The organism is Armatimonas sp., assembly GCF_031410135.1.
Classification (GTDB): Bacteria; Armatimonadota; Armatimonadia; order Armatimonadales; family Armatimonadaceae; genus Armatimonas.
Map to the genome: position 1 here is coordinate 1 of NZ_JANNYP010000742.1, position 2,023 is coordinate 2,023.

4 protein-coding genes are annotated in these 2,023 nt (G+C 59.4%); 2 read left to right on the forward strand and 2 right to left on the reverse strand.

What is annotated here, in order from left to right; genetic code table 11:
* Positions 1 to 724 (forward strand): LysR substrate-binding domain-containing protein (locus RMO15_RS27090; protein ID WP_309720205.1); only part of this gene is annotated, 724 nt, incomplete at its 5' end.
* Here the strand turns inward: RMO15_RS27090 and RMO15_RS27095 are convergent.
* A complete protein-coding gene (locus RMO15_RS27095; protein ID WP_309720208.1) occupies positions 703 to 897 on the reverse strand; it encodes a hypothetical protein in 195 nt (64 codons plus the stop codon). The genes RMO15_RS27090 and RMO15_RS27095 overlap by 22 nt on opposite strands.
* Positions 898 to 962: 65 nt before the next feature.
* Positions 963 to 1,592 (reverse strand): recombinase family protein, encoded by a 630-nt coding sequence (locus RMO15_RS27100; RefSeq protein ID WP_309720212.1) that lies wholly within the window; start codon positions 1,590 to 1,592, stop codon positions 963 to 965.
* A 152-nt stretch (positions 1,593 to 1,744) separates the two neighbouring features.
* On the opposite strand from RMO15_RS27100, the gene RMO15_RS27105 reads away from it, so the two are divergent.
* Positions 1,745 to 2,023: DUF4158 domain-containing protein (locus tag RMO15_RS27105; protein ID WP_309720214.1), on the forward strand; the 279-nt coding region annotated here is incomplete at its 3' end.

Genomic DNA, 2,023 nt, shown 5'->3' on the forward strand with positions numbered 1-2,023 from the left:
CACGGGAGCAGGGGAGACGCTTCTAGGCTACGCGGAGCACATTCTGCGCCTCAACGACGAAGCCCACGAGGCGCTCTCGGAGCTGGCGGCGGGACGGGCAGGGCGCATTGCCATTGGTGCAGCAAGCACGCTGGCGACCTATGTCCTGCCGCCCTTGCTCACTCAGTTTCGGCAAGAGCATCCCGGAATCGAACTCTCCCTACGAACCGGACTCTCAGCGCGGGTACGGGAGCTGGTGCTCAGTGGCGTGGTGGACATCGGGCTGGTGACGACAGAGGGGGAGCCGACGCAGTCGGAGGGGGTTTTACTTTCCGAGTCGCTGGGTGTCTATGAAACCGTGCTGGCCGTCCCACCCGGCCACGCGCTCGCGGCCCAGCTCACCGCAACGGTTACCGAACTCTCCGGTGAGCCGCTTCTTGCCATGACGACAGGAACCAACTTGCGCACCTACGCCGAGCACATCCTCGCCGATGCCGGCGTCGCCGCCAGCGTCACGATGGAGCTAGACTCGGTCGAGGCCATCAAGCGCATGGTCGAGGCGGGCCTCGGCGTCTCGCTCCTGCCCCGCGTCGCCATCGCCTCCGAAGTCGCCGCAGGCCGCCTAGTCGCCCTCACCCTCACCGGCATCCCCCTCCCCGAGCGCCATATCGTGCTTTTGCGGCGCCGTGATAAGCACGTCTCTGCGCCGCTGCTAGCCTTTATTCAGGCAACCAACAGCCAGTAGAGCCGCGCCACCGACGCGTTGTCCATGAGCGTTTTCCGGGCTTGCTTTCGATTGGGCTCGATGCGCCAGCGCGTGAAATGGCCACCATCACTTGGGTCGCGGAGGTGGTTCCAGGCGAAGTTTCCGCAGGCTTCTGCGCGAGCGCGGAGATACGTGGCGCTGGTCTCGGTCAATACCTTGCAACGGAACGAAAATTACCAGTAAGGGCAAACGGTTCAGGCAAACTATTCCAGCCTTGCTACTCTGAAACCACTCTCTTTGCCTTGGCTTCAGTCAACAGCCCCGTTGCCACCAAAATCCGACGCACCGAGGAACGGCCTATCTGGAGCTGCCTGGCTATCTGTGCCTGATTCAGCCCTTGTTGGTGTAGGGCCACCACCTCATCCTGTCGTCTCAAGGCGGTCTGAGGCCGCCCATGTGGCTTTCCCTTGGAACGAGACTGGGCAATGCCTGCCTTGACTCGTTCGCGAAGTACTTCCCGCTCGAACTCAGCAAAGACGGCAAGCATCGCCGCCATCGCACGGCCCATCGGGGTCGTCAAGTCCATTGCCTCCGTCAACGAAACGAAGCCCACTCCCAATGCGGTCAGCTCATGAAGGGTATTGAACAGATCTGGCAAGGAACGTCCCCAGCGATCCAATCGCCAAACCAGAAGCACATCCAACTCCCGCCGCTTGGCCGCTTTCAGGAGCTGCTCGCGTAAAGGGCGTGTGCTGGCTCCCGAAGCGATTTCTTCTACCGTCTCCACAATAGTCCATCCGCGGGTGGCAGCATATTGCTCCATTGCTTCGCGTTGCAGAGGAAGCGTCTGCTGATCCTGAGTGGAGACACGGGCATAGAGCCCAACTCTTAATGGAGAGGTTGACATAGAAGGCACTCCATTGGTGACCAAAAACCCCCCTCGAAAATGGGCTGTGTTTGCCTTCATTTTTCCTCTACAGACGGGAGAGTCTGACAGGTGACCAAGAACTCTAGTTTTTGGTCTGTATTATACCTGCCCGCGCTCCAACTATTGAGGGCATGCCCACAGAATTTCTCAGCCGTGAGCAGGCTGCTCGTTATGGCACTTACAACCAAGAGCCTGATGCAGGCCAGCTTGCCCGCTACTTTCACATTGATGATGCCGACATGCAGATCATTGCCTCTCTACGGGGTGACCACAATCGCTTAGGTTTTGCCCTCCAGCTTGGAACGCTCCGTTTTCTCAACGTCTTATTTGACCAGGAGCAGATGAGAACGATTCCACCGACCGTCGTAGCCTATGTCGCTCGCCAACTTCACATTGCCGACCCGAGTTGT